This is a genomic window from Burkholderia sp. S171, from assembly GCF_009766085.1.
GTDB lineage: Bacteria > Pseudomonadota > Gammaproteobacteria > Burkholderiales > Burkholderiaceae > Caballeronia.
The window spans coordinates 115,021-141,124 of sequence record NZ_LMUF01000056.1 but is presented as its reverse complement, the minus strand read 5'-3'; the positions used below and the strand labels follow the sequence as shown (position 1 = coordinate 141,124).

General features: G+C 57.1%; 14 protein-coding genes and 2 pseudogenes. 4 read left to right on the top strand and 12 right to left on the bottom strand.

Annotated elements, in window-relative coordinates; all coding sequences use genetic code 11:
• Positions 1-122: 122 nt before the first annotated feature.
• Positions 123-1,514, bottom strand: coding sequence for a UDP-glucose/GDP-mannose dehydrogenase family protein (locus GSQ93_RS32330; protein WP_158940007.1), 1,392 nt, complete (start codon positions 1,512-1,514; stop codon positions 123-125).
• Positions 1,515-1,553: 39 nt separating this feature from the next.
• Positions 1,554-2,924 (bottom strand): undecaprenyl-phosphate glucose phosphotransferase, encoded by a 1,371-nt coding sequence (locus tag GSQ93_RS32325; RefSeq protein ID WP_158940006.1) that lies wholly within the window; start codon positions 2,922-2,924, stop codon positions 1,554-1,556.
• A 514-nt stretch (positions 2,925-3,438) separates the two neighbouring features.
• On the opposite strand from GSQ93_RS32325, the gene GSQ93_RS32320 reads away from it, so the two are divergent.
• Positions 3,439-4,944 carry a mannose-1-phosphate guanylyltransferase/mannose-6-phosphate isomerase gene (locus GSQ93_RS32320; protein WP_158940005.1) on the top strand — a complete coding sequence of 502 codons (1,506 nt, stop codon included), beginning with the start codon at positions 3,439-3,441 and terminating at the stop codon, positions 4,942-4,944.
• 109 nt (positions 4,945-5,053) lie between these two features.
• On the opposite strand, the gene GSQ93_RS32315 is transcribed toward GSQ93_RS32320, so the two are convergent.
• From GSQ93_RS32315 to GSQ93_RS32285, 7 genes are all read right to left on the bottom strand, one after another.
• Positions 5,054-6,040: a transposase gene (locus GSQ93_RS32315; protein WP_254074177.1), complete on the bottom strand. Its 987-nt coding sequence runs from the start codon at positions 6,038-6,040 to the stop codon at positions 5,054-5,056.
• Positions 6,041-6,399: 359 nt separating this feature from the next.
• On the bottom strand, positions 6,400-7,344 hold the full coding sequence (locus tag GSQ93_RS32310) for a glycosyltransferase family 9 protein (RefSeq protein ID WP_254074176.1): 945 nt from the start codon (positions 7,342-7,344) through the stop codon (positions 6,400-6,402).
• Positions 7,345-7,745: 401 nt separating this feature from the next.
• Positions 7,746-10,007, bottom strand: a complete 2,262-nt coding sequence (locus GSQ93_RS32305) for a polysaccharide biosynthesis tyrosine autokinase (RefSeq protein ID WP_158940003.1) — start codon at positions 10,005-10,007, stop codon at positions 7,746-7,748.
• Positions 10,008-10,115: 108 nt separating this feature from the next.
• The gene (locus GSQ93_RS32300; protein ID WP_254074182.1) at positions 10,116-11,381 is read right to left on the bottom strand and encodes a cellulase family glycosylhydrolase; all 1,266 of its coding nucleotides are present in this window, start codon (positions 11,379-11,381) and stop codon (positions 10,116-10,118) included.
• A 44-nt stretch (positions 11,382-11,425) separates the two neighbouring features.
• Entirely contained in the window at positions 11,426-12,751 is a 1,326-nt protein-coding gene (locus GSQ93_RS32295; protein ID WP_254074175.1) for a hypothetical protein, read from the bottom strand.
• Positions 12,752-13,288: 537 nt separating this feature from the next.
• Positions 13,289-14,830 (bottom strand): N,N-dimethylformamidase beta subunit family domain-containing protein, encoded by a 1,542-nt coding sequence (locus tag GSQ93_RS32290; protein WP_158940001.1) that lies wholly within the window; start codon positions 14,828-14,830, stop codon positions 13,289-13,291.
• A 25-nt stretch (positions 14,831-14,855) separates the two neighbouring features.
• Positions 14,856-15,947 (bottom strand): glycosyltransferase family 2 protein, encoded by a 1,092-nt coding sequence (locus tag GSQ93_RS32285; protein ID WP_254074174.1) that lies wholly within the window; start codon positions 15,945-15,947, stop codon positions 14,856-14,858.
• A gap of 558 nt (positions 15,948-16,505) precedes the next feature.
• On the opposite strand from GSQ93_RS32285, the gene GSQ93_RS32280 reads away from it, so the two are divergent.
• From GSQ93_RS32280 to GSQ93_RS32270, 3 genes are all read left to right on the top strand, one after another.
• Positions 16,506-17,429 carry a phytanoyl-CoA dioxygenase family protein gene (locus GSQ93_RS32280; RefSeq protein ID WP_254074173.1) on the top strand — a complete coding sequence of 308 codons (924 nt, stop codon included), beginning with the start codon at positions 16,506-16,508 and terminating at the stop codon, positions 17,427-17,429.
• A 168-nt stretch (positions 17,430-17,597) separates the two neighbouring features.
• Positions 17,598-18,815, top strand: coding sequence for an acyltransferase (locus GSQ93_RS32275; protein ID WP_254074172.1), 1,218 nt, complete (start codon positions 17,598-17,600; stop codon positions 18,813-18,815).
• Between the two features lie 957 nt (positions 18,816-19,772).
• On the top strand, positions 19,773-20,552 hold the full coding sequence (locus tag GSQ93_RS32270) for a hypothetical protein (RefSeq protein ID WP_158940000.1): 780 nt from the start codon (positions 19,773-19,775) through the stop codon (positions 20,550-20,552).
• 141 nt (positions 20,553-20,693) lie between these two features.
• On the opposite strand, the pseudogene GSQ93_RS32265 reads toward GSQ93_RS32270, so the two are convergent.
• The 3 genes and pseudogenes from GSQ93_RS32265 to GSQ93_RS32260 all read right to left on the bottom strand — a co-directional run.
• Positions 20,694-21,332 (bottom strand): annotated as a pseudogene (locus tag GSQ93_RS32265) (polysaccharide biosynthesis protein); the annotation flags it as partial.
• Positions 21,295-21,703: pseudogene (locus GSQ93_RS38430) on the bottom strand (IS21 family transposase); the annotation flags it as partial. The pseudogenes GSQ93_RS38430 and GSQ93_RS32265, both read right to left, overlap by 38 nt.
• Before the next feature lie 1,981 nt (positions 21,704-23,684).
• A complete protein-coding gene (locus GSQ93_RS32260) occupies positions 23,685-24,164 on the bottom strand; it encodes a hypothetical protein (protein WP_158939999.1) in 480 nt (159 codons plus the stop codon).
• Positions 24,165-26,104: the final 1,940 nt, after the last annotated feature.

Genomic DNA, 26,104 nt, shown 5'->3' with positions numbered 1-26,104 from the left:
CCGTTAAAACGGCACAGTCGCGGCATCGGGTCCCTCGACCGAAGCCGCGCTCGCAGCGCCTGGTGTGTCGATATCGTTGTTATTGGCCAGCTAATGGTGCTGGCCTTGCCTTGCAAAGCCGGTCAGGCCGTGACGGGTGCCTTCACCGATTGCCGTACGCCACGTCCAATCGCGTGATACTCCACACCGATCTCGTTCATGGTTTCCGGCTCGTAGAGATTGCGGCCGTCGAAGATCAGTGGCGTCTTCAGGCGGCGTTTCATGCCATCGAAGTCCGGACTCTTGAACACCTTCCACTCCGTCACGATGATCAGCGCGTCGGCGTTATCAAGGGCTTCGGTGTGATCGTTCGCGTAAGTCAGGCGAGCGAGCAGCGCGGGCGTGTCGCGCAAATCGAGCGCAATCACGCGGCGTGCTTCGTCGGTTGCGACCGGATCGTAAGCGCTGATCGACGCGCCGCGTTCCAGCAGTGCCGCGATCAATACGCGACTCGGGGCATCGCGCATGTCGTCGGTATTCGGCTTGAACGCCAAGCCCCATAGCGCGAATTTCTTGCCGCGCAGATCCTCACCCAGGCGCGCCACGATCTTGTTGGCGAGGGTTTGTTTCTGCGCCTCGTTCACCGACGTCACCGCCTTCAGGATTTCCATCTGCTCGTCGTACTCGCCCGCCGTCTGGATCAACGAACGCACGTCCTTCGGAAAGCACGACCCGCCATAACCGCAACCCGCATACAGGAAGTCGTAGCCAATGCGCGGATCGGAGCCAATACCGCGACGCACCGCCTCAATATCCGCGCCCACGCGGTCCGCGAAATTCGCGAGTTCGTTCATGAACGAGATACGCGTGGCAAGCATGGCGTTGGCCGCGTACTTCGTGAATTCCGCCGAGCGCACGTCCATGTAAAGCGTGCGTTCGTGATTGCGGTTGAAGGGCGAGTACAGGCGCTTCATGCGTTCGCGGGCCCGTTCGCCGGGTACGTCGTCGTCGCAGCCCAGCACGATCCGGTCGGGCCGCGTGAAGTCGTCAATCGCCGCACCTTCCTTCAGGAATTCAGGGTTCGATACAACCGAGAACATGTGCTGCACACCACGCGTGGCGAGTTCCTGATCGATCGCCGCCTTCACGCGACGCGCCGTGCCGACCGGCACCGTCGACTTGTCGACGATCACCTTGAAGTTGTTCATGTAGCGGCCGATATCGCGCGCCGCCGCGAGCACGTATTTCAGGTCGGCGGAACCGTCTTCGTCGGAGGGCGTGCCCACCGCAATGAACAGCACTTCGCCGTGTTCGACCGCAGCCTGGACATCGGTGGAAAAGCTGAGGCGTCCTGCCGCACGATTGCGTGCAATCACGTCCTGCAGGCCCGGTTCGTGGATCGGCACGCCGCCGCCGTTCAGGATCGCGATCTTGCGTTCGTCGAGATCGAGGCACAGCACGTCGTTACCGATGTCGGCCAGACACGCGCCCGTCACGAGGCCTACATAGCCGCTACCGATGATGGTGAGTTTCATAGCACGCGCTCCAGGGTTGGCAAATTATTCAAAGGATTTTTAGTAAGCATTCGCACCAGCAAAACCCTTCCACAACGTCATTGCAACAATTTTCATGTCGAGTCCGAAGGTCCAGTGCTGCATGTAGTACAGGTCGAGTTTCACGCGCCCCATCATCTTTTCGATGCGGTCGGTCTCACCGCGAAAGCCATTCACTTGCGCCCAGCCGGTGATGCCGGGTTTGATGCGATACCGGTACATGTAGCCCTTCACGAGATCCTTGTAGATGTCGTCGTGTTCAAGCGCATGCGGACGCGGCCCGACCACCGACATCTCGCCTCTGAGCACATTGATGAACTGCGGCAACTCGTCCAGGCTGGTTCTGCGCAGAAACGCCCCTACGCGCGTCACACGCTTGTCGCCCTTCTTCGCTTGCGTGACGTGACCGGCCGTTTCCTTGTGCACCCTCATGGAGCGAAACTTGTAGATCTCGAACTCGTAACCGTCGATACCCTTGCGCTTTTGCTTGAAGAACACGGGCCCCGGCGAGGAGATCTTCACGGCCACCGCCAGCACAATCAGCAACGGCGCGAGACACAGCAGCACGCCTGCGGCAAACAAACGGTCGAACACCCGCTTCGGCAGCACCTTGAGGTCCGTGATCGGCGAAGCGGCCAGGTTGATCGCCGGCACACCAAGCAGATCCACCACCGCGTGGTTAAAGAACGACAGGCTGCGCACGTCCGGTATGAAGCGGATATTCACGAAGTCGTCGCGGAACTCCGTGACGAGCTTGTGGATGGTCCGCTCCTGCGAAATCGGCAGTGCCAGCCACAATTCGCGAATCGCACGGCCGCGCACCAGTTGCGTGAGGTCGTCCAGATCGCGGCTCACCGGCACACCGGCCAGCGTGAGCTCCGGGAAGGTTTCATCGAACACATAGACCGGGCTGAAACCTGCCTCGGGCCGGCTGCGCATCTGCTCGATCAGGAACTGCCCGTAAGGCGCCGCACCCACAATAGCAACCGCCTTCTGGTTAAACCCTTCGCGACGAAGCAACTTGAGCGTGGCGTGCACAACCGCCTTCGAGAGCATCAGGAACGCCGCTGTCGCCGCGCCCCAATACAGCAGCCACATACGTGACAACAAATCTGCGCGATGCACGCTGAAGGTCAGCAGCACGCCCGCGCCTTCCACCATCAGCCACGCCAGCGTCACGCGCCACAGCAGGTCGTACACGGGCTTGCCGCGCCACGATTGGTATATCCCGAACGACGGGAACGTCATGATCACCAGCACGCAATTGAACGCGAGCAGCGTGCTTTGCATGTCGTCGAGCCAGACGGCATTTCCCGCGTGCAGCGACGCGGCCAGCAGCGCGCCCAGCGCTACCATTGCAATGTCGATCATTCTCGAAAGCACGCTCAACATGTAAGACACCTCGGTGGGAAGACACGGTCTGCTTGGGTCCCGCTTCAGCTTCACTCATTTGCTTCGCAAGACAGGCCAGCAAAGGCGGAGAAACGAGAGCGCCCGGCGCCTTGGTACATACCCGTATGAGGCTGGAATTAAATTCATGCTGCAACCGCAAAATAATGCGCGTGTTAATTCACGTTTTTTCGCGTATTTATTTTCGTCACGAAAGGATTTGAAAGGCGTGGAACTAGTTTACCGGCGATGCATTGATGAATTTTTTTCAGATTGTTACTGGGCGCCGAGAAGCTTATAGATAAAGGCTGCCGGGCCGAATTTCAGGTATTTAATTTTCGAGAAAAAATTCCGAAAAAGTAAGAAAAAAATTCAGTCTCCGATTTTCGTTACGTTTAATGCCCAAGTTACCGATTTGAGTATGTCGAGTGATTATTTTTCGGTTTTTTGATTTATCAGCTATTTAGTACGTGCTAAAAATTGTAATACCCGATCAAGCTCAAGGAGCTCCCTCGTCATGACCGCTCTCGACACGACTCTTAACACCAGTCCACTCACCCCTGCCGCAAATGAAACGAAGCTCAGGATCCAGCCGGTCATCCTGGCCGGTGGCGCGGGCACACGCCTGTGGCCCATGTCGCGTGAGCACTTCCCCAAGCAGCTGATTGGTTTGATCGGTGACCAGTCGCTGCTGCAATCCACCGCCCAGCGTCTGGACGGATTGACCTACGGCACGGCGCGTATTGACGACGCAATCATCGTGTGCGGCGAAGATCATCGCTTTACGACAGCCGATCAATTGCGAAGCGGCGGCAGGCGCGCGCATCTCGTCCTCGAGCCGCTTGCTCGCAATACGGCACCCGCGCTGACCGTTGCTGCCATGCACGCGATGGCGGCAGGCGAAGACGCTATCCTCGTGGTGATGCCCGCAGATCATGTTGTTACGGATACCGAAGCATTTCACAAAGCGATTGGTGCGGGCGCCAAGTGCGCGCAGGACGGTGCGATCGTCACCATGTGTATCGTGCCGACGCATGCAGAAACAGGCTACGGTTACATCAAGGTTGGCCAGCAGATGCTTAGCTCAGGGGCATGGCAACTCGAAAAGTTTGTGGAGAAACCGCATCTCGAACTCGCGCGCCAGTACGTCAGCTCCGGCGAATACTGGTGGAACGCAGGGATTTTTATTGTGCGTGCGTCGGTATGGCTCAAGGCCATCGACCACTTCCAGCCAGCCATCTACGCCGCCTGCCGCGCCGCTTGCGACGCCGGCACGCACGACGGTGAGTTCTTCCGGCTCGACAAAGAGGCGTTCGCGGAATCGCCGTCGGACTCCATCGACTATGCCGTCATGGAACAATTGGCCAATGACCAGAGCGTCTGCTCGGGTGCCGTCGTGCCGTTGAACGCAGGGTGGTCCGACGTGGGATCGTGGGATGCAATCTGGAAGATCCTGCCGAAGGACGGCGAAGAAAACGTCGCGCGTGGCCGCGTGATGTTCCAGGGGGCAACATCCACGTATGCGCATTCCGAAGGCCGGCTGATCGCGTGCGTGGGAACGCATAACCTGGTGATCGTGGAAACGGCGGATGCCATTCTTGTGGCGGACAAGGAGTGCGTGCAGGACGTGAAGGCGATCGTCGGGCGCATCAAGGCAGAGCAAGGCAAGGAGGCCGCGGACCATCGCAAGGTGCATCGGCCGTGGGGTCATTACGACTCCATCGACAACGGCGAGCGTTTCCAGGTCAAGCGGATCGTGGTGAAACCGGGCGCACGGCTGTCATTGCAGATGCATCATCACCGCGCCGAACACTGGGTCGTGGTGCGCGGAACGGCGCTTGTCACGCGCGGCAGCGAGACGTTTATCCTTGCGGAAAACGAATCCACCTACATCCCGATCGGGGTCCAGCATCGACTTGAGAATCCGGGCAAGATGCCGCTTGAAATGATCGAGGTGCAGTCGGGCACGTATCTGGGTGAAGACGATATTGTCCGCTTCGACGACAAGTACGGCAGGCAATAAAAATGCCGAGGGGCGCGTGATTCACGCGCCCCTCGGCGTTTCAAGTCGAAACCATTTTGAGCCAAACCAGACAGACCGGAAGAGACGTGGTCCTGTGCCCTATCCAGCGTTAGCCTTGCACGTCCGCATAGCGGCGAATCTCAACGCGCTCCGGCGTAGCAGCGCTTCGTTCATGCTTCGGATCGTTCTGCACGTGACTAGCTGCGTGGTCCGCATTGGCCACTGGCGTCGCACGATGCGGCATATCAGCGGTGGTTTGCACGGGATGCGTCACGCGTGTAGATTGCGCCGCGATCCATCTGCGGGACCATTCGAGCGCGTATTCCGCCGCTTCCTGCGGGTTCTCGTAGCGCGGACCGATCAGGCCCGAGCGCTCCACCCGACGCCCGTCCTTCACGATCTCAGCCCAGCCGCGGAACATGCTGCCCGCGACCGGCCGCGGGATGGCATAGATTGCGTAACCGTGGCCGTCATGCACGGGCGCGCAGTCGGGCTCGAAGGCCATTGGCAAGGGGTCAACGGAATGGGTCCCTGCGCCCATGCTCGACGCTTCACGCTGCAGCGAACGCGAAGCTGTACTGACCATGGCCGCCCTGCCCGCCGACAACGGCGTTGGCGCATTGGCGCGAGCAACGTCATGCGCTTCGGCAATCCGGCGCGGGACGCCGGCGAACAGCGCGTCCACCGAGTTCGCGCTGTTTCCGTCAGACCCCCCCCACGACTCCGGGTTCTGCCAGAACACGCCGCGCAGGCGGTCGCATTCGTAAGTAGCCTGCGTCTGGCGCGGTGGCGCTTCGGTTGGCGTGGACGGGACGATGGCGAACGACCGTCCGCGCGATGCGAGCCGCGTCACCATTTCGATCAGCGTGCCATTCATTTGCCAGTCGTTGAAACGACGGCGGCAGGTGGGCACGGTCGGGTAATGACTGGGCAGCTTCGACCAGGTTTCGCCGGTAGTGAGAATCCACAGCACGGCATTCACGATCGTGCGCGGGTGCGCACGCGGACGGCCGCGACGGTGTTCACGGACTTCGCCTTCGGTCACGAGCGCGGCAACTAGTGCCCATTCTTCATTACTGAGTTCGTCGAAAAACATTGCGTTGCTCCATGCAGCCGGACCGCGCCGCGAATGTTGAACCAAGCGTAGCAGGCGTTTTTTACCCGCAAAACGGATGAATCAAGAAATTCAGGGTGTTCGCAAACGTTTGCTGAAAACGACAAGATGGTGCATGTAATCTGCATCAAATCCGCTACCTGGTGCAAAACAGGTTCCAAAGCGGAGCACAACCGATCTTTTTCACTTGCGTATGAAGATTATTGCAGGAAGCATACCACCCTAATGGTTTGCCCGAATATGACAAAGCAGTAGATTTTCAGCGACCGTTATCAGGAATAATTCTTACACATTCAAGTAATTTATTCCGATTTACGGATTGAAAGTATTCAAAATGCTTATTAAGTAAATCCAGAAAAATCAGCATCTATCTTTAGTGTTCGATAAGCGCGTTCGACCTGATCCACTTCTGATGCCCGGTTACTCGCTTGTATGCCTTCCAATTCAGGAACCGGCAAGGAAACGGGCTTGCATCGTGGATAGTCGCGCACCCGCAAATCTGGCGCGATGGTGGTGAAGAACGCCGTTGTCGGAATACCAAAACCCGCAGCTATATGAACGGCAGCTGTATCGGGCGTCACTACATACGAAGCGTGCTTTATCCATGCGAGAAAATCTGCCGTATCGGGCGCTCGCGAGGTGACATCAGTGTAAAGCCCATGATCGATCACGCCAAAACCCACGACGGGCCGCCTGTAGCGCTGCCATACCGCTTCGACAAGGTCTTCATGCACAGACGCCGGGATACTTCGCACGGGCGTACTTGCAGCCGGGCACAGTAATACGTAGTCGCCCTTGAGTCCTTCAGGCCGCGGCAGCGCCAATTGCTGCAGCCAGTGATTGCGCTTGTCTATGGACTGGACGTCGTCAGCCTTTATCCCCATTGCGTCGAGAAAGAAATCGATCATCGGCAGCGAAGCAAACTTGGGCCAGAATAAATGATTGCCTAAATCGATGCGTAACTCTGTGTAAGGGAGTGTGTCAAGATTCACCGGTAAGTCGATGACCGTACCCAATAGCGGTTCGGCCAGCTCGTAAAGACGCTTTACATAGCCCGGCGCGTGAGCGGGTCGATAAATCGTGAAGGAAATGTGCGGGAATCGCGTCTTGATGGCAATAAGAGCGGTCACGCCGATAACGGAATCGCCCAGTGTCACACCCATGCCATTAATCACGTGTACGCGCGATACCGCGGCATAGTCAGGATTGAATGGGCTCAATGCGGCGTTGTTGATGTTATTGGACTGACCGAGCGCGCGATATCCGAGAGCGGGTGTATTGGTCACTTCCAGATCGTACGACGCCACGATCTCGCCGCCCGGCGAAAGTAGTGAACCCGCGTTCGTCAGCGCTGATACTTCGTCTAGCACCATCCGCGGCGCTCCTGGCGCGTCGCCCGGGATGCGAGCGCTCCAGCCGTTAACCTTGACACTTGATATGGACTCATCCGTGTGGACCTCGACGTTGGCCGGGAAACAGGTCTAAGCCGATTCCAACGGGGATCGGCGACCCGGTGATATGGGCACGCCAATTCTCTCACCCGCAAGCGCTCCCTCCCTGAGGGTGGGCAGAAATTTCCGCCAGCGTTAGGATACCGCGGTTTCGCGCGGCACCTCATCGTGCTTACGGTCCGGGCGGACTTCCCCAAAGCCGCCCGACGCCCTCTCAAACCCACATACCATTCTGTCTAATGCAGCTTGCGAGCAAGGTAGAGGCCGTACTCATCGCGTTCACCGTACCGACCCGGCAAGAAGCCATTGAAGATATGGCCTCCCACCCTCGCCCCGACGTTCTCCAGCCGCCGGATCGTTTCTTCCAGCTGGCGTGCACCGGTATGATCGGCACGGGACACCAGCAGGACCAGATCACAGTCCTGCGAGGCGATCGACAACGCATCGCTCACCGGAAGCACGGGCGGCGAATCGATCACTACATAATCGTAAGTATCCCGTAACGTCGCCAGCATCTGCTGGAACGCAGGACGCCCCAGAAGCTCCGACGGGTTCGACGGCACAGCCAGCCCCGCATTCAACACCGAGAGGTTGCTCTCATCAAGCTTCACGATCGCATCTTCCACCCGTGCCGTTCCCTCCAGCACTTCCGCCAGACCTGCGCCGCTGCGCTCTTTCAGCAAATGCCTCAACCGGCCCTGACGCATGTCCGCATCAATGAGCACTACCGACGCGTTCGTCTCCGCCAGCAGATACGCAAAATTAGATGACACAAAGCTCTTGCCCACTCCCTGCGTCGGCCCAGTGAACAGGATCACCTTGCCCGCGCTCAAGTCGCCCGTCTCGAGCAACGCCCTCATGCTGCTGCGCAACGAGCGTAATGCTTCAATACCAGGGTCCGTCGGGCTATTGGCCGCCAGCAGCTTGGCCGGCGTGCCCAGGCGACGGCGCATGTCGCTGCTGTGCTGCAGTTGCGCCTGCGATTGTGCGACCACCGCCAGACGCGGCACATGCGAAATGTAATCAATCTCTTCCGGTGTACGAAGTTCTTTTCGATTCAGCGAGAGGAGATGCACTGCCGCCGCGCTCACGAACAATCCGCCAAGCAGTGAACCCAGCAACACAATCACATTGCGCGGCCACGACTGCTTCTCCGGCGTAATCGCCCAGTCAACCACGCTCACCCCGGGCGCCGTGCTCGCGGCGGCCACTTCCAGTTGCTGTGCGTTGGTCAGCACGCTCGTGTACAACTGCGTACTCACGGCAACATCGCGCGCAAGCCTGACATATTCGCGTTGAATGCTCGGCAGCCGCGTCGCTGTGTCGCTGAGCGCCTGTATCTGCCGATTCACCTGATCAAGCTGCGAAGCCGCCGCCTGGTAAGTCGGGCTATCGGGGCGGAACTTTTGCTTCTGCTCGTCGAGCAGCAGTTGCAAGCGCGTCTGAGTATCGGCGAGGGTACTTAAGCGCGTGATCAGCGCCGTGCCTTGCTGACCCATGTCGACCATGCTCGTCTTCGTGCGGTAATCGTTGAGGCGGTTCTCCGCGCTCTCCAGGTCCGCCTTCAGGCCGGGCAGACGCCCGCGCAGGAAGTTCAGGCTCAGCTGGGCCTGCTCGGCACGGTATTCCTCGTCACGCTTCAAATACGTCTTCACGATCGTGTTGACCAGCATTTGCGCGATCAAGGGCGAATCGGACTGGTAACTCAGGCTCATGATCGAGGGGTCCCGGAGCGTCGAACCCTGGCTCGCCACCGTCGACTTCAGTTGCTTGTTCACGTTCTCAAACACCGCCTGCGCGGACTCCCGGCGCAGCGTGAATTCCACGCCCGGGCGCGCCCGCAGCGTGTCAATACGTAACTCCCCAGGCGCATTCCCCTCGGGCGTGGTCACACTAAAAGGAACCAACTGCCCGACACGACCCTGCGCAAGCTGCGTACCGTCCTTGTCATACAGCGTCCATTGCCCCGCCTCGCCTGTCACCACGCGAAACTTGTCTCCCAGGGCCGCTTCCGGCACCGTAAAGACGCCCGGCTTGAGCAGCTCGCCTCCCCACGCGTATCCGCTCAACCCCAGAAACGGCGGCACCAGTTGCTGGGCGTTGACATGCCGCGAGGCCATGAACTGGCCAATCAATGGAAAGTGGCTTCCCGTTTGCACGCTCGTTTGAGCACCGGTTTGAGCAATCGCGTCACTCACGATGCTGCGCGATGTCAGAACCGCGCTTTCGTCGCTTGCCGATACGGTTGCGCTCATCGTGCCCGCTACATCCGACAGTGCGCTGATCGACGACCCGGGTTTGGTTTCGACACGCAGCATCGCCTCGGCGCGGTATTGCGGCGTCGCGAGCAACACGTACAGCGTGCCCGCGACACAGAACGTGCACGTGATCGCGGTGAATAACCGCCGGTGGCGAACCACGCTGCGCCACAAGTCAATCAGCCCGTCGCTCTTCTTCGGCGCCGCACTAAACGACGAATGCCCGATGTATGAACTCATGTCAAAACCCCTGCAATAAAAGATAAAGGCCGAGCCCCGTGCGTCACAAAAGCTTCCGGCTATTGAAATAACCTGTGCACCAGCAATGCTTACCGCTTAACGACTAATTTATGAAGGAACACTAATAAATACCGGACCCAACGTCTCAGGGACTGCCTGGATACCCGTGGATGCCCGCGGGGTGCCGTACATATCGGTCACGCTTGCGTTCCCGGGCAAACGAGACGTGTCCAGGTCAATCGTGCTGCCGTCGCCATAGCACCAAATCACATATTTGGTTGCGCTCGCGGTGATCAGTTTCAGAACGATGTACTTGTCGTAATCGTTAATGAAATACCTGGCATCGCTGACGTTTGCCGTGAACGAAAATAAATACTTTGTTGCGTTGTAGACCGGCAATTTGATGTTGTTCGCGTCCAGCAAGCCAAAGTTGTGTTCCCGATCGTGGGGATTGGGACCGTCGTCGCGCATGTCGTAGTACGCCGTGAGCCCGATCTGCGCGATCCAGTTGGCGAGAAACAGACGTACCGCGTACTTGGCCTGGCGTGCGCGCGCTTTCGGCGAGTGCCCGTCTTCAATATCCGATACATAGGCGTAACCGTAGCTGGGGTATCCCAACTCAGTCGCCCAAAGTTCCGGAACCTTCTTATAAGCCGACAGATCCTGATCCAACGTGCGGTAATCGGCTAGTACCGTCTCGGGGTATTGCTGCCGGTACGGATGCACGCTCACCGCGTCGGGTCCTACTTGAGTCGCGCTGATGTCGCCAACGGAACGAATAAAACTGCGGTTGGCCTCCGTCACGCCACCCGTGGCAATAATCGCTTTCGGATTGGCCGCCTTGGCCGCGGCTACTGCGGTCTTCAGCAGATTCCGATAGGCCGAGGGTGACGGCTCGGCCAACCAGAATTGCTTGGAATCTTGCTCGTTCCACACCTCGAAACGAACGGCCGCCTTTTTGTAGTGAAGTGCCGATTGATAGACATAGGCATGAAACGCTGCAAGCTGGGCGGGAGTCGTCGGTGCTTGCCTCGGGCTATACACATCATGGTCATAGCCAAGGATAAAGAGCGCACCTAACCCCCTCTCCGCCAGATTGGAAACCAGCGTGTCATACGGCGCAAAATTCCAACCGTTGGCGGTCTGCACGGTTCCCCAAAAAAGGTCGGAACGCACGAACGAGAATCCAACATCCTTGACCGCATCCAGCAACTTCGGATCATTCAGTTCGTGGACCGCCACGCCGGTGTCGGCACGGGAAGCCGGAAACAAGGGCAGCGGAATATACGTTCTTTCGGAAGAGTTTCGCGCGCCGTCCGGGGCGATCATCGGTGTCGCTAACGCTGGAATAGCGAGGATAGCGAAGTAACCCATGAAGACCATGATCGCTCGGCGAAACAGGGCGTCTTTTCGATTCTTCATTCCGAGGCGTCCGTTTTTGTTTGCGCGACGGTCGGACTCCACGCACGGCGTGCGGCTCGATCTGCTGGAAACGTGCCGCGGTTGCGCCAATTTTCCGAGTATCGCGCACGATTAAACGAGCGTGCAGGCAGGACCTGCGATGCTTGCGTGCCCAACAAAGAACGGATGGTGACGCCCAAAAATAAAAGACAGCCAAGGGACTCGACAACATCAGTCGTGATGCCGCTGAGCAACAAGAAAAACAGCATCACCCAAAGACCCTTGTCCTCCGACGTACGCAACAGTACGAACTTCGTCAGCAAGAACGCGAGAAGAATCCCGCCGAACAGCCCGAAGTTAGCGACTGCATAAAGAGCCAGGTTGTCCGCGTAGCCAACGTTGAAACCAAAACTGCCCTTGTAATAACCGGCAGCAGCGCCGAATCCACCAGGACCGATCCCCAACCAGATGAGCTTTTCCCGAAGCATGCCTGCCAGGATGTTAGGCCAGGTTTCCACGATCCGGTCCTGGAACGAAGAGAGCGCGCCGGAACCGACCACGAGATCGTTCACGGCAGAGGTGGCAATATAAGATGCGAACGGAATGAAGATCATCAGTGCCGCCACCCAGATGCAAGCCTTTCTCAGTGTCGGCGCGCGTGCAAAGCTGTATAGCGCGACCACGAGTGCCAGTGCGACGACCGTCGTCTTGTTGGTTGTTTCCCAAATGGCGACTGCCGACGCGACCAGCAACACGAGCAGGAGGATCCGCGAGCGGACTCGGGACAGCAGCCACGTCATCATCAGTCCGATCAGCAGTCCTGTTGCAGCACTGCTGCGCCCGAACCCTGGCAACCGCTTGACGAAGCCGGTGTACGACTGCTGGGCGTTGCCGATATCAACCCCGCCTACATCCGCTTTTGTCCCCACCCACGGCAAGGGCATGAAATAGTTCACATAGACGCCGACCATGCATATCACCGCGAGAATCACAAATGCGATCCGCGCAGTGCGCCCGTTCAGTACGGCGAGGGCTCCCGGGGGCGCCAGCATGGCGAACAGCATCGGCGAAACCAGCCACAGCCAGAAAAATATAGCCGTCAGCTGGACGCCGTTGGCCAGCGACACGCATGCCTGTACCGCGATGTACAAGCCGGCCAGGAGGTGGCCGATCCTGGGCGGCTGTTGCACGAGGAGCACCACGATGCAAATCAGCATCAACACCTTCGGCGCGTAGAAAATCGGCGTCGCTCCGACGACCGACGCGTAGTAGCGGAACGCTCCTGCCATTACATCGCTGGCAACCGCGATAAAGAAGGTGAAAGCCCAAAGTCTGTTTATCACTGGAGATCCATTCATTTTTTCACCATCGCGCGATCGCCCGGGGATGCTTAACCGTCTGAGATGCTTCAAGAAATGACGGACTTTTATAATTCCTTACACGCCCGATATCGCACGGGCCCGAACCAGAGACCGTTCGAGTTAGCTGGCGCCGGTCAACAGCAATGCGTTAAACCCGCTGCGTTCGGCATGCGCGGGGCATTCAGCGCTAATGAGCGCGCCGACGATGCCCTTCGCCTTGTGAAGAATCGTATAGGTGTGAGAAATCGCCGAATGTACGGCGACGCACGCTAGGATAATTACGCCTAAAACACACCTGTTATTCCGCCATGTGAGCGGCGAATAAAGGGCCAATTCGAGCCGGAAGGCGGGGCGCGGCGCTGGCCGGAAGCGCGCCGCCATTGAGGTGAACCCTCTAGCCAGCGCGTAAGAGGCGACCCGCCGACCGGTCGTGGATAGCGTGCAATTTCACAACACAAGGAAGAAACGCGAGAGCCCGGACAATGCCGTTCCGAGCGGGTGTCGTGTGTACCGTGGAGATCAGATCGCGGCGGTGTCGTCGACCGCAGGGGTGTCGGTCGCCTCGCGCGGGGCACTTCTATTGCTCTGCTGCGACGCACCATCGAACGAGGGGTCGATGAACCGGCGCACCACATTGCGCGTAATCCGCTGCACGACAAGATTGCTTTTGGCCTGGGGGTCGAGCAACACCCTCGCCCAGTCCGTCGTTCCGCAGTTGAATACCTGACCTTCGCTCAGCGTGCCCGACGGATTCTTCGGGCGGAACATGCCGAAAGAGCCGACACCGCCCATCTCCCAACCGGTGAGCTGCCGGGTGTTGGCGAGCGTCTCGAAGCCATTGTGCGGATCGTTTGTTGGCAAGCCGTCGACTTCGTAACCGACCAAGCGGTCGTCGGCGCCGAAGGTCTCGCCTTTTTTCAATCCAGTGCCGGTGAAGACCCAGTGTTCAGGTTGCGTGACCGTAAAGCCGACTGCCTCGCGCTTGCGGTTTATCCAGCCGCCGCGCCAGCGTTTCCACCTGCCGTAATGGCCGCCTCCGTAGGTGTAGCTCAGGCCGATCAGGTGGCGTTCATTTCCGCATGCCCGTGGATCGTCGTTCGGCTTTTCCGTCAGCAAGTCCCAGTCGCCTGCCAGCTTGCTCATGCCGACAGGGTCGCCTAGGGCGTCACAGGTGAACTTCACAGGCCGGTAGCACGTGTTGCCGCTGAACACCGCGAGATTGCCGCCCTGTTCGACGAAGCGCGCCACGTGTTCGCGCATTTCGTGGCTCCAGTACTCATGGTGGCCGACGCTCAGCATGCAGCGATATTTCGTGAGATCGAGCGCGCTTCCCTCATGAAGATCAAGGTCGGTGTAGAAATCGCAAGCGATGCCTTCCGCCCGCAGCCAGCGAATGAACTTGGCGTCCCAATGCAAGAACTGCTGGCGTGGAGAGGCGGGATCGTATGGATCGACAGGCTCGCCGAGCTGCGCACCGAAGCCACCGCCCGGACGACGCAAGCTCACTTGCGTGGCGGGCGGACGGCGGTGGATCGGGTCGTTGTAATAGCAGCCGCCGCCAATGGAGTTGTACGCGTGGTAGGTTGCGACCGGCACGATGTAGGCGATCGGCGCCGATGGAATTCGCGGGCGCGCAACGACAAGCGCCATGCTGTCGCTGGCAGGCGGCGCGCCTGACACCGGCTTGCGGCTGAGGCAACGACGCCCGGTCTCGTCACGCGGCTTTCCCGCCGCCGAGACTTCATAGGCGATGGCCACGTAGGCACCGCTTGAAAGCGTCTCGTGAGCGGGAACATCCGGCCGGATGCGGATGGTGGGCCAGTTCCAGTCACGGTCGAACTGCGCAGCTTCATTGGCTCCAGCCGATTCGAAAATGTAATGCCCGTCCACCAGCGACGCTTTTACATTCTTCTGTCCCTCAACCGCCACGCTGCTGCAGAACAGCAGCAGTTCGTCGCCGGCCTGCTGATAAATCGCCACCCCGAAGCGGCGCTTCGGTTGCACTGCAAGTTCAAAGGATTCACCGGCCGTGAAACTCGTGTGAATGGGGTAAATCTGCATGATCGTTCCCAAGAGACGAACCCGCTCAACGGCCGCTGACGGTCGCACGCGTCGAAAGACCCGCCAGTGGCTCGGGCTGGATTATCCGCGGCGCTTGGCGAGACGGCCTGAGCTGAAGCCCGAACGTGTGCTTGACCAGTTTCTTGGCCTGAAAGATCCGCCGATCGATAAAGATCCGGGACCGATAATGCAGCGCAGGAAGCGTCCCGGCGGCTCGCGTTCCCGCCAAGCGGCGGTATCGAGCGGCTATGCCGTCGATCATCTTCATCGATTCACGCATCGCATTCATGGGTACGCGTGACGCCTCTACGCATGCATAGCGAAACGCCTTGTGGAAGACCGCAAGCCAGTAGGCGTCAAGGGGTCCTATGGAATCTCCTTCGCAACGTTCAAGCGCTTCTTCGGCACAGAGCGCAATGCCCTCCACCGAATGCAGCGAGGCGCTCTGCGTGATGCTGCCGGCGCGGCGCCGATAATAATAGAGTTCGTCGGCGAGGCGATACAGCGTGCGGGCACGCGTATAGACGAACGGAATTGTAGCGAAGTCCTCGTACACCCGGCCAACGGGGAAGTCGATACCGTCCCATAGTTCGCGCCGGTAAACGCGCACGACGGGAAATGCTTGGCACACCTTGGCAAACTCCATTAGTGCCGGAAGATCGCACGTGCGCTTGCCGAGCGTTGCGGGGTCAACAAGCTGCATGCGGTCGATCTGCATGCCGTCCGTATTGACGATACCGAGATTGAATTCAATGATATCGGCAGAGTCGGAGGAGTCGTCGCTAAGCAGCGGCAGGATTATTTCAGAGAAACGCGCGTCCCAGACATCGTCCGCATCGAGAAAGCCGATATACGGACATGTTGCGCACGCGATGCCCGCATTGCGCGCCGCGCTCACGCCGCGGTTTTCCTGATGGATCACCTTGATATGACGGCCGGCTTCGGTTGCTTGCACTGCGCGGATTCTTTCGAGCGTGTGATCCGTTGAACCGTCGTCCACGACAATAAGCTCGATTTCCTGCGCGCGCGATTGTTGCAACGCCGATGTTAGCGATGCGCCGATAAAATGCTCGACGTTGTATGCGGGAATTACAATCGACAACAACGCTTTTTGCATGGTGTCCCCTTGGCCGCAGTCTATCTAACAGCCTTTGTTCGTTTTAGCGCGACGTCAGGAATGCTTCTCATAACCCTGGCATAAATGCGCCCTGTGGCAATCGCTTAGATTCTTACACAGATTCTTACACTTAGTAAGCAGAGTATCGGCCCCTTCTGCGCGGGGATGTGCGGCGCCCAACGTTAAATCGCGATGTGCGATGTTCAACGTTAAATCGACTCGCGCTAATTTCGTGTGCAGCCTATATAAAAGCGAAAAAGCGAGAAGCGGAGGAAGCGGAATAGAAGCAGAAGATTTTTCACGTTTCTCGTATGCGCACACTATTCCTGGAACGCATGCATATAACGATCCATCTTCCGACAGATAGACACGCCCAGGCACAGGTAGATACGGGTATACACGGCTACGGAAAGGACCGCCGCCAGCGTCTTATGTCCGGCGCGAGTTCGACCCGGCACGCGGAACATCGAAATAACGTTTTATGCGCTGAATCGCACGGAGTGCTGATTTGTAACATGGTCTAGTGAGGGCAAATCCAACTAGACCCGGGGTCCTATTTTGAAGCGCGACATAACCGTCGCCGCAGCCTTGTCACCAAGCCAAAAAGAACGCTTTTGGCAAGACGGGTTTATGCGGCTAGAGCAAGTAGCGAACCTGGACGAGCTCGCCGAGCTCCGACGGGTGGGTAGTCGGTTGCTGCAGAGCAAAGCGGGCTTTCGGGAAGGCTTGCTTTTCGACTTTTATCCTGAGCACACCGAGTTCGACGAGCCTAAGCTCGCCCAGCTGCACCATCCGTCAATGTTGGAACGCAGCATCGCGGAGACGGAACTGCGCCGCTCCGCCCACCAGATCGCCGTGCAATTGCTCGGCGAGAAGGCGCGCTTCGTCAGCGACAGCTTCTTCTACAAGCCGGCTCATGCCGACGCGGTGACGCCGTGGCACCAAGACGAAGCGTTCACCGACCCGACCATTGAATACCGCGAGATAAACCTTTGGTTTCCGTTGCAGGATGTATCGCTTGCGAACGGCTGCCTTCAGTTTATTCAAGGCTCGCATCTCGGACCCGTGCTACCACACCAGCCAATTGGGGGAGACCCGAGCACGCACGGCCTTGAATGTATCGACGGCTTCGATCCCGCCACTGCGGTCGTCTGTCCGCTCGCGATCGGCGGCTGCACGATTCACGCGGGGCGCACGTTGCATCACGCGGGCCCTAACAATTCGGACGCGCCACGTTACGCGTACGCAATGGTGTTCGGCCTGCCGCGACGCGCGGCGACCAGCGTGCGGTCGTTCCCTTGGCACAGCAACCGCGAGCTGTCGCGCGGCAAGCGCGTGACTGAGTCTCGCTCCCGCGGCGGCTTCCTGCCCTACCTGTATCGAAAAATGCGTGAGTTCGACCCTACGAGCGCGTATGAGTGGCGCCTCGCTGCGCGTCGTTTTGCCAAGCTCGTGGCAAAACGACAGCATCGGGTGGACTAATCGATTGCGGACCTGATCGACTGCGGGCCTGAGTGCAGGCTCGCTCGACCGGTCGCTTTCGAATGACGACGGCTGTTAATAAGCGGTGAATAAACCGATCTGGATGAACACCCTTTTATTCCAAGGGGAACTTCGTTGAAGACGACAGCTGGAGTCATGCCGCATCGAATGTCTCATATCGATGCTATTCGTGCCGTGGCCGTTCTGTTTGTAATGTGGACGCATTTTGCTGTTAAGTTGGCGCCAATTGCCGGGTCCGAGCAATGGATAAATGCGACGCAGTACTACGGCAACTTCGGCCGGATTGGCGTCGTCGTATTTTTCGCGTTGAGCGGATTGCTCATACCGAATAGCTTGAACGGCCCTATTGGTTCGGGCACGCGCCAATTTCTCATTCGACGGTTCCTCCGTCTATATCCGACCTACTGGTTATCAATACCCATTGGCTTCTTTGCATACTGGATGCTTTTCGGTATGCATGTGAACACTGCGGGATGGCTAGCCAATGCGACCATGCTTCCGGACGCGTTAGGTCAAACCCCAATGATGCCGCACTACTGGACGCTGGAAACCGAACTGGCATTTTATGCGCTGTGCCTCGGATTATTCTGGCTAGGTGGAATCCAGCAGATGCGCGTGCTGTGCATCGTTTGCGCCGCATTAAGTGCAGCGTTCGTCGTTACGTCCGCGCTTCATATCATTCCCGCGAATGCCTTGGGTCAGTACAAAGGCATGCTCTTTCATCTATCGATCATGTTTTGGGGGGCGTGCTTCCGCAAAGCATACGACCACCCGGAAGGACGCGTGGTGCTTGGGTTCAAAGGTGTGCGGGCGCTGCGCGCAGACTGCTCCTACAAAAGAGCGTTCCTGAGCGTGACCGGGATCGTTGTCTTCGTTTCGCTATTGATCGGCGCGGCCGGGTTCAAACAGCATGATGTTTCGCACGTGATCGAGTCGTTCAGCTACTTGGCCGCATTGGCGATCTTCAGCGTATTGGCGACCGTCTGGAAAATCCATCTGCGGTTTTTTGCGTGGCTCGGCAGAATCAGCTATTCGATGTACCTGCTGCATAGCGTACCGGTGTACGTGATCTTTTGGTTGTGCAGCCGGGAAGGCTGGACAGGCGGCCCGCTCGCTCTCTATATGATTCCGTCGGCAGTGTTAGCGGTCGGCCTGTCGTGGTTGAGCTTCATCGCAGTTGAAGCTCCGTGCATCTGGCTTGCGCATGCGCTGACGTCGACTCGGCGAGCGAAAGCGACCGACGCCGTCTATGCCGGCGAACCAGCACAAGAAAAATGGCCCCAGGCGGCCGCGACCCGCCTGGAAAACTTGTTGCCCCATTCTGAGCCTGGTTCAGGCGACACACCGCCTATGTCCGGGATTTAGGATAACGTGCTCTTATCCAAATAGTTAATATGCGGGGAACGGGCTTGGGGACGTCGAGGTGGCTGCGCTCAACTTGTTAGCTGGAAAGCTTTCGAGTTAGCGTGCATGTTAGTGTCGTGTCGAGTAGCTTGTGTGGCCATTCAATGGCACCGCGCGAATATCCTTGATCGCCCGCCTTTGTCTGTCGCAAACGGTTGCGTTTCAGACTCGTAGCAACCGGTCGAGTAACGTACGCGCAAAATTCCTACAAGGCCAGAGGCGCATTGGGCGAGAGCTGAGCCACTGCCAGCTATTTGACTTCGCAATTGACGACGACTCGACCATCGCCATCACAACTCATCCAGCGCGAGCGCTCGCCTTCCAAGCCGACGATCTGACTGACATCCGACACGACGACGAAGCTCGGCGCGACTGCGAAAGCGCAGGCCGAATCGCTCCTGACGATCTGCATCCTGATTTGGCAGGATGCGGCTCTGGTTCCATCGATGGACTATTTCGCAGTCCGTTCCAAATGCAAACGTTTGCCTTAAACTCATGCGCCTCGACAACAGTGAGGACCGAGAAGCGCAACCCTATCTTGCATGGCCGCCTATGTTGTCGCAAAGCCTCGGTATCAGCGACTAAGAAAACTTTGCTGCGGATGCACATCATCTGGATCACTACGCGCGCCCCCGCCCCGTTATTGCCTATTACTTAGAGTGGGTAACCGAACACAGTGGCTGACTGCAGCGAACTCAGGCGACCGCTTTTGATTTCCCGATAGGCAGTGCGAAACATATGCCTATCTTTAGGTATCGGACTGCGCTGCTCGGGAAAGTGAACAAAGCGTATGCCCGTGCTGCGCGAATTGGGTCATCTGTGCGAATTCGTACGGAAGACTACGCAATTTTCCGTCAAGGTTCTTAAGGCGAATATGAATTGGCATTTCGCTGTCGAAGCCAGGCCAAGAGGACTGAGATGACCGCATTGAACGACGGGTTGCCGCTTAGCGGATTCTTACCGGTGAGCGCGGAGAGCGCGCAGGCACTGGCCGAATCAATGGACGATTCCGGCGTAGGGATACTGCACGATATTGTGCCCGAGGCAACCCTCACGCAGATGCGCAGTTTCGTCGCCCATCAGATCGAGCAGCATAACGGCCAATATTTCGGCCTTGAAGGTGCGGCATGGATCGTCGATACCTGTCTCAATCCGCTATTTGAGGATCCAGGCTTTCGCGCGCTAATGCGAAGTCTTTATGAGCGGAAGATGCGTGCATCGCCGCCCAGCGACCGGATATTTCCCGTCCTGCGCGGGCTGACCGGCACGCACGGGCTGCGGCACGCGCTCAACTTTCACTACGACTCGTATGTCGTCACCGTGCTGCTGCCAATTCTGATCCCCAACGGCGCGGATGAACCGCCAGGTCACCTGGTCATGTTCCCGAATTTGCGCGAAGCGAGACGCTTTGCGATAGTCAACATCGTCGAAAAAATACTGGTAGAAAAACTGCTGAAGCGCACGTGGCGTTCGCCGCGCGTGCAAAAACTGCTGTCGGCGAAAATCGTGCCGCTGACGCCGGGCAATCTCTATTTCTTCTGGGGCATGCGTTCTCTTCACGCGAATCAGGCCTGTTTGCCGTCCAGCGTCCGCTGTACCGCACTGCTCCATTTCGGTGATCCGCACGAGGGCAATGTGTTTAAAGGTATCTCGCAGCGATTGCACGTAAAGAGACTGCAGCGCATGGAGCGAGACTAGGCCTTCGCAAGAAGCGTGGAAGAGGGACGAGCGAAAGGTGAACTCCAGCGACTCATACCGCTCGATGAAGCGCACCCCGCTGCCCCCTTGAACTGGCTACATCCATAACTAGCGGAAGCAGCGCATCAGCGGTAAGTACCTTCAACCATTTCGAACCGACGGAACGCTCTCCAACTTCGGCGGCATGGTCGTCTGATACTCCGGCACCCAGCGGCGCAGGTCGCGCCGCACTTCTTCATCTGCCAGCACGCGATGCTGCATCAGCCACGGCAGCAATTCATCGAGGAAATGATTCGGCACTTCTCGCGCCTGTGCAATCCGCAGCTTCGGATGGGGCGTGCGGGTGGTCGTCTCGTCGTCGGCAAGCAATTCTTCGTATAGCTTTTCGCCCGGCCGCAGGCCCGTGAACACAATCCGAATCTGCTCCTCCGTGAATCCGTACAACCGGATCAGATCGCGCGCCAGATCCACGATCCGTACCGGCTCACCCATATCCAGGATAAAGATCTCGCCGCCACGGCCCATGCTCGACGCCTGCAGCACCAGTTGCGCGGCTTCGGAAATCGTCATGAAGAACCGGGTGATCTCCGGATGCGTCACCGTCACCGGGCCACCCTTCGCGATCTGTTGCTGGAACTTCGGGATCACACTGCCCGCGCTGCCCAGCACGTTGCCAAATCTCACCGTCTCGAACTGCGTGCGCGGCGCGGTCTGCTGCAACGCCTGACACGCCATCCCGGCCGGGCGCTTGCTCGCATCCTGTCGGGATGATGGTGAAATCAGCGTGCATCTGCTTGCCAGGGCGCAGTCTCGAACCCACCACCGGCTCGGCCGCGAGACGTTTGGAGGAGTCGGGAATGCCTTGGGCTGACTGATGTCGCCTTCGTATCCCACTTCCTGCAGTTCACTTAACAGAACAGGTGTCGAAATCCAGCGCGGCCGCGCGGCGACGACGAGCTCCAGCAGATAGTCCTAGAGCGGACGGAGCTTCGTTGCTCGCGGCTCGCGCTGGCTGTGACGGCTCGCCTGTTCGTCGCTCAGTTAGCGACGCACCGTGTCGCGCGATTAACCGTTTGCCTCGCTATCTAACGCACCGCTGTTCCGCGTCGGGCCGATACCCTGATTTCCACAGGTTGCTCCTGAGTTAGCAACGGCGGCAAAAGCTGTCATCTTCTCCCACAGGTGCGTCAGGTTTATTTCCGCGGCGGGTCATTTTTACATCGGCGCCAATAATCATGCTCCAACATAGCATGGTCACGCGAATCACTACGGTGTAAATGGCCAACGCGCACACAGCGTCGAAAGTGAACTAGCGCGAAGTCATCGGCACGGCTCCATTGCAACCGACGGCATAAGCTGCTGCCCACGGACATCGACCAATGCGCTGACTGACAAACTACGAAATTTCAAACCAAACATTCGCGTGAACCTTTGATGTACCCAAAAAACAAGATACATTTCGCAATCGCAAAATGCCCGCGGGCATAGAGCTTAAGCGATGCCGAGGTTATGTCCGGTGCATGCGAACTCGCCGCCAGAGACAGCTGAGAAGCTGAAGAACGGCACATTATGCTCGGAACCATTTTTAATTACTATGGCCAGAGCAAGCAAAAACAGAGCGTCCCCGTTGAACGTTAGTACAATCGACGCGTTTTAGATCTTCTGCAATTGGATAAGCACAAAAAACGCTCCGGCACCCGATTCCGAGATTAGGCACGGCCACTAACTTATACTATGCTTAGCATTGCTTGGGGACAGCTGACAGTGGACTACAGGAAGAAAAACTTCAAAATTCAACGTACAAAATATTTGCAACTATAAAGATAGCTGCAAGCAAACGCGTCCAATATAAAAAGAGACTATAGTTCGCCCCCTCTACCAGCGGAATTCTCAGCAATAAATCTATTTAACTCTCGACTACTCTTTCCTACCTCCGATCAGCATCATCAATCGCAACGAGGACCGCCTCTTGCTTCAACCTACGAAATCACGATATCTATACAGACCGTGAGCCGCACCTAACAGCAATTATGTAAATCGAATCGAATCCTTTATGCAACTTTCAACCGATTGCTGCAGCACCGATCAACATCTTACAGCGTGCGGACGTCAATGAGATTCAGTTCACGTTACAAAAAATTAAACTTCTATGAAGAATAGCGGATCCTGCAATCGGATGTTTTATAAAAATCGCACCGAAATTTTTTAACCTCAATACCGAATATAAGACTTGCACCGACCTAGCTAGACGTTTCACTATCATGGAATCGTACGGCGACAAATCACAATCTTGCGGAAACTGAGTGGCGTTGCGCACTATGCTCGAACTTCTTCCCACTATTTTTTCATTGCTCTGCCGCAATGAGAACAGTTAGATCGTACATCGCCGCATTTTTCGCCAGCTAAATGGTTACCGCTCGCTTCTTATAAACCCTAAAAACCCAAAGACTGTTGGAAGATCCTTGCGATTCAATAAAAAATGCGACTGAAAATAGATTATTTTAATTTTATTGCGACATTTCGATTCAGGAATCGACTTATTTCGGAATTTTCGAACAGCAATATGACTTTGCGCGTCTCATCACGTCGCTAGCATTCGAAATTAATAGTTCGCCGCATCGACCCATCGCCGCGGGCCTAATGCGAAGAACGTTCCGAAGACCCACGATACAGATTCGAATCCGTAACGGTTGCAGTCATCACCCACCTAATGATGAAAATCAATCAATACTCGCCCGGCATATTCGAAGTGATTCGCGGCAAACGAGTCCGACAGTCTGTCGCAGTCTTGGTACTTTTCCATACATTTTATTTCATGCAAGACACCTACAGAGAGGTACCTCGATCAATTTAACCACCCGCGCTATTTTTTAGTTCAAAACTCTTCGGTTTTTCTGGAAAACAGAGGAGCATTCTCGCCGCGCTCCAATCTAAAATCACCGGACTTTGATATCTTTCCTTGAGCATTACGCGGGAAACGGGCCAGCGAATCACCTACGCGCTAGTTCAGTTTTCGGCACCATGACCAATTGATATCGAAATGGTCATATGAATGAACATCAAGATGAAAGAACGCGCTTCGACGAGGCAAGCTCGAAAGGGTCTGCAGTTTCAACGAAGAAACGCGTGGAATCAGGTCGTGTGGATCGTCGGTTGGTTGGTTTCCTCGTCATCTCCATCTTCGAAGGCTGCATCGATTTCGTGCGGCCCTTTCGCTAATTTACACGTCGTTCCTGGCGCTTCAGGCAGCCAGATAAGTTCGTTCTCGCCAATGTTCACCGTGTGATCTAGATCAACCGGTTCGTCAAACTCGGTTTCTTCGTCAGCCGGTTCGTCCCAAGTGCATCCGTCTATATGTGGGAAACGGATATGTCGACGATAATAAGGCGCCCGATTTCGGTCGCTCTGGAACGCATCGGGATCAAACGCATCAGGTCGATCATATACTGCGCCAACGACCTTGGGTCGAGCGACAACCCGGCATTTCGGATCACCGCACATGAAGCTGAGCCGCTTTCGCTTACCTTCCGGCTGCGAAAAGTATCTATCGTGCGCTTCGCGCAGCGTAATATTCTCTTCCGCCTCAACGCAATACGCCTCGCCACGAGCCACATGCTTTCCATTTATCTTATTCGATAAATATAATCGTAACTCGAAAAGCAAATCCGGATTGATGCAAGATCGCGAATTCCGACGGGTCAGTTTTTACGCGGCATTGTCGCGACCGTCCTTCAGTCAAAGCCTTTATGCTTTGGCCGTTTCCGCGCGGTAGGCCCTTAGCGAACCCGAGCTATGCCTTAGTCAGTCCGTTGTTCATCTCACCTTGCCCGTGGATATGACATTCCCGATAGACGACGAATCTGACCATACAACATCTCCATCGACGGGGTAAGTCCCGTCGCTATAAATCCTGTTCGGGGTGTCCAGCGCGTTGGCGAGTGAACCATGACCGGGTGAGGCAGCATCTAGCCTCCATCAGTTGCGACAGCAAAGGCGCGGGGCCTGCGCATTGCCAAAAACATTGGATAGCCGTCGCGACCCTTCTCGTCCAAGTGCGGCACTGCACTCGAATTCCCAGAAGCTGCGGATCGGGTCGTCGATCGTGCTGGCCTGGGCTGCCCGGACGAAATCGGTATCCACGGCGTAGAACCGGCAATCCGGGCGCGCTACTGGCATGCTTTCAAGGTTGACCACGGGATCGAATCCACTAGCGCAGGATGCTGCAGAACTCAGCCTGCTCGCGGCACGCGGTAACGTCTTCGCAAGGAAATGCTCGGCATAGGCGGCCCCCTCGTCACCGAGAATGAACAACGCGGTCACGGAACCAAAGTGGCGCAGCGACTAGCTAAGGCGACCTCACTCGGCACATGTTCCGGGTAAGCAGCCCCTATGTCTGTCACGACAAATCGCGTTTCCACTCGTATCAGCCGGTCAACCAAGCTTCGCGAAAAAACTCCCGCAATGCGGGAGGCGCATTTGGCGAGAGGCGAGCCGCTGCAAAGGACACCGAATACTATCTACCCGCGAGTTGCTGGCATAGAGCTATTGCCGAAACACACTATTTCGCGATGCGGCCGCTCACGAATTGGTCAACTAAGCCTTGACCATTCTCAGCTAGATCCCGGGCCGCCGTTTGGATTGATTTTTTGAGCGTCTTGTACCAAGTTGCGTTAAGCACGTCGAAGTCCTCCAACGAGGTCGACATCCATTTCCGTGGAATGTGCGTCCCTCAATGCCCCAGCCAGTTGTTAATCTGCTTGCGCAGCCGCGCAATTCACCTATTCCGACAACTGCCGATATACCTGCTGACTGTCATCAATATAAAAACTACTCAATTGCCGCTCATTCAGACTTCGTTAGTCTTGGTCGTATATTTCTCACGCTCTGTTCACACCATCGTTTCCCGCACACCGAACAACCTGCGTCGATATTTTCCTTCAACGAAATCAAATAGCGCGGTTCTTGGGCGCGGTCTGCATGATCGTTTTCTCGACCGGCAAGCCAGGACAAGTCTGTGTTTTCCGCTCGGCATTCTCCATTTTCGTTCACAGCGGCCTGCCGATGCTGTTGACGATTTTGGTCGTGCGCTTAGCCTCACGCCGAGTATTCCCGCCCTTGTCGATCGAGCCATCGCGTATGCAGGGTGGAGAAATCTTGAGGCGGCTCTGGCAACGACTCGACCGCGATTTCGCTCATCCAAAGCGCACTACTCCACTAATAAGCCACGCCGACATGTACGCACAACGTAAGTAGTTCGAACTCGCCATTCAGGACCATCGTCTATGCTAGCGATCCAATCCGATGCTGCCGCGTCGTATTTTTCGGGCGTGCCATCTCATGGTTCGAGCTTAAGCGATATTCGCTCGCCGCAAGCGACCACTCGAACGCAGCGAGAGTTCGACCTATCGATGTTCAACTGCACCGGCCGGCCAGCGTGTCCTATGGCGCCATCACGAAGACGGGAGACGCTTTCCTACGCAACTTGTTGACACGTGGAGCCCGCTCGGGGATGCAGCTCTCACGCTCGCCGCGAAGAATGCGCGCGTGGTGTA

Coding starts and splice junctions, on each gene's coding strand:
- GSQ93_RS32330 (WP_158940007.1), bottom strand. CDS start 1,514: ATGAAACTCACCATCATCGGTAGCGGCTATGTAGGCCTCGTGACGGGC.
- GSQ93_RS32325 (WP_158940006.1), bottom strand. CDS start 2,924: ATGTTGAGCGTGCTTTCGAGAATGATCGACATTGCAATGGTAGCGCTG.
- GSQ93_RS32320 (WP_158940005.1), top strand. CDS start 3,439: ATGACCGCTCTCGACACGACTCTTAACACCAGTCCACTCACCCCTGCC.
- GSQ93_RS32315 (WP_254074177.1), bottom strand. CDS start 6,040: ATGTTTTTCGACGAACTCAGTAATGAAGAATGGGCACTAGTTGCCGCG.
- GSQ93_RS32305 (WP_158940003.1), bottom strand. CDS start 10,007: ATGAGTTCATACATCGGGCATTCGTCGTTTAGTGCGGCGCCGAAGAAG.
- GSQ93_RS32300 (WP_254074182.1), bottom strand. CDS start 11,381: ATGGGTTACTTCGCTATCCTCGCTATTCCAGCGTTAGCGACACCGATG.
- GSQ93_RS32290 (WP_158940001.1), bottom strand. CDS start 14,830: ATGCAGATTTACCCCATTCACACGAGTTTCACGGCCGGTGAATCCTTT.
- GSQ93_RS32285 (WP_254074174.1), bottom strand. CDS start 15,947: ATGCAAAAAGCGTTGTTGTCGATTGTAATTCCCGCATACAACGTCGAG.
- GSQ93_RS32275 (WP_254074172.1), top strand. CDS start 17,598: ATGTCTCATATCGATGCTATTCGTGCCGTGGCCGTTCTGTTTGTAATG.
- GSQ93_RS32270 (WP_158940000.1), top strand. CDS start 19,773: ATGACCGCATTGAACGACGGGTTGCCGCTTAGCGGATTCTTACCGGTG.